Raw genomic sequence first — 4,340 nt, forward strand, 5'->3', positions numbered from 1 at the left:
CAATACCGTAGCCGAGCAAGGCGGAAGGTTGCCCCAGTTGCAGGCCCGGCTGCCACAGGTAGTTGCCCTGACTGTCTTTCAGGGTGCGCACCTGAAACAGCAGGTTGTTGTTCATCATGAACTTTGCGCCGGTGCGATACGGTTTACGCAGCGTGTAGATCAGCTGCAGTATGTCGTCGGCGGTGACCTCGGTCGGCTTTTTCAGCAACCGATGCTGCAACGTGCCCCATTTGCGATCTTTGTCTTCCTGCGCATCACTGCCGTAGGCCAGCAAACCTTTCGGTTTGTTTTTGCCGTCACCGTGGGTAAACGCACGCTCCTCCTGCTCAGCAAACTCTTGTGTGAGTTCAGATGAAATAAAGGCGTCCACATCGAAAAAAGCATCATCCAGCATGGTCTGGGTCGCGGCAGGATTGCCGTAAATTTCGCCCCATGTCGGTTCGATGGGCATCAGCTTCGGCGTTTTAGTTTCTGGGCGCTCATCGGTTTCGCCCACCCAGCCACTGTTCGTACCGCCCTGATTCACCAGCCGCTTGAAGTTCGGGCTGCCTACGGACACCACGTGACACTCGGCACGCATCACCACTTCGTCTTTCAGGGCATTGATGATAGTGCGATCCAACGCCTCCGGCACGGCATAGCCGCCTTCAGGATCGACGGTGGTTTGCATGGCTTTTTGTTCCAGCGCGGCCAGCCCCTCTTCCTTGCCCTTGCGGAGAAACTGAGCAAACGCGGTTTTGTGCTCGCTCACTGCCTTGCTGTTGTTGCTGCCGCCTGCCGGACGTTTCAGCCCCGCCAACTCCTCTTCCAGCGCGGTTTTCAGGGTATCCAGCTCAGACAGTTTGCCGTTCAGGGTATCCACCTGCTCGGACAACTTCCCTTTCTGAGCCTCAATGGCCTCGATCCGCTGATCGTTCTTCAGTTTAAACTCATCGAAACGCTGCTGAATTTCCTGCGCAACCTGTTGTACATCTTTGACTTCAATCGTCATCAAACACTCCGGTTAGTTAAAATGTAATGATTTCAGGGCCGTTAATGCCGAGGTAGTCTCAGCATCAGGCAAAGACAACGCGCCGTATCCCTCCGCCATAAAGGCCTTAGCCTGAGCGCGGGAGAGTCCAACATCGCGCAGAACCCGTTCAATACAACTGGGATTGGGGATATCACCCCGAGCCAAGGCGGATTTCACATTGCTCACCCGCGCATCCTCGTTAGCGGGAAAAGTCACCAGACTGACTTCCCATAAATCGAGATCTTTCAATAAAAAAGCCTGCTTTGTTCGGTCATACTCTCCGTCTTTCAGGGTGTAACCGATCGACAAACCAGAAAGTGATCCGGCTTTCATATGGGCATGAGCTCGTTTTGCCAGCGGATCAGCTTCGATCAACAGTCGCCCTTTGAGATACAGCCCGGTCTCGTCTTCTTTCATGTCGGTATAAATCCCGATGGGTTCATCCATCCGGTGCTGCCAGAGCAACGCAGGCAGACTGCCTTTTTCACCCCATTGTTTCAGCGTATTGGCAAACGCACCGGGTAAGACAATATCATCAGCGCTGTCTTTGAGGCCGAACACAGAGCCGTATCCCTCAAATTCGCCGGCATCGTTGACCGATTTGATTTTCAGCGGCATATCAAGTCGTTGTTGGGTGATCATCGGCATGATCTTCTTCCTCTTTTTTCGGCGCTGGTTCAGGTTGCGTGGTCATGTTCATCGGTGTGAGATAAATATCGCCGCCCTCACGGGGATTGAGTTCTTCCAGCTCCCGGCATTCATTCGGCGCGTAAATACCCCAGTTAATACCGGTGGCGTAGGCTTCAAAGCGGGATTTCATATCGCCACGCAGTAAAGCTCCCGTGTTAAACTTGGCATAGAACCGCCCCTGTTTAGCAGTTTTGACCAGCCCAGCATTAATACGTTGTTCAATGCGGGTGAGGTACGGCACCAGCGAGTAATTAATAAACCCGATCCCCAGATTTTCAATGTTGTTAAAGGTAGCGCGATCAGTGTTCTGCACCATATGCAACGGCACCCGGAAAATGCGGCAGATTTCCTCCAACTGAAACTTACGGGTTTCCAGAAACTGTGCATCTTCTGCCGATAAACTGATTTGATGCCATTTCAGCCCCATCTCCAGGATCATCGGCTTATGGGCGTTGACCAGCCCCTGATGACGGGCTTCAAAATCCATTTTCAGCCGCTGATAGGCTTCCTCTTTCAAGGCTTGATCCGTTTGCAGGACACCACTGGTCACGGCCCCGTTGCCAAACAATCGAGAACCGTGTTCTTCGGTGGCCAGTCCCAGCCCTATCGCTTGCCGGGCGTAAGTAATCGGGCTTAACCCGGTCAGACCATCCAGTGTAAAAATGCGCACATGCCAGAGTTCATCCTGTGTCAGCGTCCGGTTTTCACCGCTCGGGAAAGTCACCTGATAGTCCGGCTGCCAGTCCTTATTGAGTTTTGCCGTGACGCTGCCCGGATCGAGGGGCAGTAACTCCACCACTTCCCCGAGCACCTTCACTTTGTAAGCATAGAAGTTACCGCGCAGGCACAGGCAGGCAATGAGCAACTCCCAGAACTCCTGCGGTGTCATATAGTGATTGGGTTTGACCGACAACAGTTGATGCAGCCGCTCTTTAACAGCACGTCGGTTACCCCGTTCTAATTGCTCATACAGCGAACAGGGCAACATGCCGACCGATTCCGCCAGCACCCGCACACAACTGAACACAGCGGTGAGTTGCATCGCTAACTGTGGACTGACCCGCCGTCCGCTGTAGGTATCATAGGACAGGCCAATCAATTCACTTAAATCACGGGCGGTCATAGCATCGGCGGATTTGCGAAATAAGCCGGGGAAAAACATTAGGTCTCCTTATCGGGTTTCTGGCTCAACATACGTGAGACCCCATACGACCAGCCGAGGCACAGGCTGCCTGCGACTATAAAACCCGTTGCTGGCAACAGCCGCCATGCGCCGTAAGACAGCAGAGCGCCACCGGCCAACCCGACCAGCGGGGCAGCCATCATTAATAATTTCATAAAAAAATCTCAGAGTGAGCGAACACCGTGGGAGATCAGATGATCGGAGAGACTGGGGGCTGCGTGCAAAATGGCCCGCCCCATCGCCATCATCAGCGCGACCGCGCCATCAATTTTGCTGTCTTTCTGCTCTTTAATCGGGCGCACAATGTCATCGTTGCCGCCCATCGTTTTCCCGACCACATTGCCGATACACCACGACATAATCGGGTGACCGTCATGATGGAAACGCCCGGACTGGATAGCCGCTTCCAGCGCTTTCATCGGATCGCTCATATGCGTGAAATTCTGGGTAATGATGATGGGATTAATACCTTCATCCGCCAGTGCATGAGATAAGCCGGTGGCCCCGAAGGGGTCAATCGGTGCCTCATTCACCGGATTCAGGTGACAAGCGAGCTTGGCTTCTTCAAGAATGTAGCGGTAATCCACTTCGGCACCTTCCGTCACGGTCAGCAGATCCATTTCCACCCATTTCTGAAAACGCTCAGCACTGCGCCGATTTTCGTTCTGCTCCACACGGTAAACCGTGTCATACGGCACCCAGAACCGTGGCGCAATACTGTAAAAATGCTGTTTGCCGTCGATTTCACGCGAAAAAAGCCGCGCCATGCTGTTCATGTCCAGCTTGCGGGCGAGGTCAAAGGCCAGAAAGCAAGGCTGACCCTCGAATTGCTCCAGTGTCAGTGAGGTGTCTTCGCACTGTTTCCAGCTCACACTATTAAAATAAGCCTCACGGGCCGATACCCAGATATTCAGGTGTTTGGTCTTGAATACGCTGGCTAAACGCGGGTTATTCAGAGCACGTTGTTGCTGACTCAACAGGAAATCGGCATAGACCGAGATCCCCATATTCGGGTTGGCCTTGCGTAATACGTCCGGTGAGGTCCAGTCATCCCCCTCGTCCACGGTATAGATCACCCCGAACAGCTCTTCATTGGGCACATTGCCGGACAGCATCTCGATCACCTCGCGCCGCTTGTCATAACACGGGCCTTCAATGTTATAACCTGCCGTGGTGATCGCCCACATCAGCGGCTGTCGCCGTGCGCCCATACCCGTCAGCATAGTGGTGTAGAGATCATCGGTATCATGCTCGTGGTACTCATCCACAATCGCACAATTGGGTGACTGCCCATCCCCGGGATTGCCGATCAGCGGCTCAAACCGGGCTCCGTCTGCCGGACGATTCATATTGGCGGCATTCACTTCAATGCCGAATGCCTCCATCAGCAATGGCGTGCGCTTGCACATCAATCTCGCGGGACGGAACACTTCCCACGCCTGTTTCTCCGTGGTC

4 protein-coding genes are annotated in these 4,340 nt (G+C 53.7%); all 4 read right to left on the reverse strand.

Going from position 1 to position 4,340, the window contains the following annotated elements:
- Positions 1-991: phage major capsid protein (locus AACS92_RS21995; protein ID WP_099111693.1), on the reverse strand; the 991-nt coding region annotated here is incomplete at its 3' end.
- Between the two features lie 12 nt (positions 992-1,003).
- On the reverse strand, positions 1,004-1,654 hold the full coding sequence (locus tag AACS92_RS22000; protein ID WP_153044792.1) for an HK97 family phage prohead protease: 651 nt from the start codon (positions 1,652-1,654) through the stop codon (positions 1,004-1,006).
- Complete coding sequence (locus AACS92_RS22005) at positions 1,632-2,864, reverse strand: phage portal protein (protein WP_099111691.1); 1,233 nt, start codon at positions 2,862-2,864, stop codon at positions 1,632-1,634. The genes AACS92_RS22000 and AACS92_RS22005 overlap by 23 nt, the downstream gene beginning before the upstream one ends.
- A 185-nt stretch (positions 2,865-3,049) precedes the next feature.
- The coding region (locus tag AACS92_RS22010) for a terminase large subunit (protein ID WP_099111690.1) at positions 3,050-4,340 on the reverse strand (1,291 nt) is incomplete at its 5' end.

The sequence above is a fragment of the Xenorhabdus sp. KJ12.1 genome (genome assembly GCF_963876495.1).
GTDB classification, from domain to species: Bacteria; Pseudomonadota; Gammaproteobacteria; order Enterobacterales; family Enterobacteriaceae; genus Xenorhabdus; species Xenorhabdus stockiae.

Excerpts from the sequence above, each read along its gene's own strand:
- AACS92_RS22000 (WP_153044792.1), bottom strand. The coding sequence starts at position 1,654 with ATGATCACCCAACAACGACTTGATATGCCGCTGAAAATCAAATCGGTC.
- AACS92_RS22005 (WP_099111691.1), bottom strand. The coding sequence starts at position 2,864 with ATGTTTTTCCCCGGCTTATTTCGCAAATCCGCCGATGCTATGACCGCC.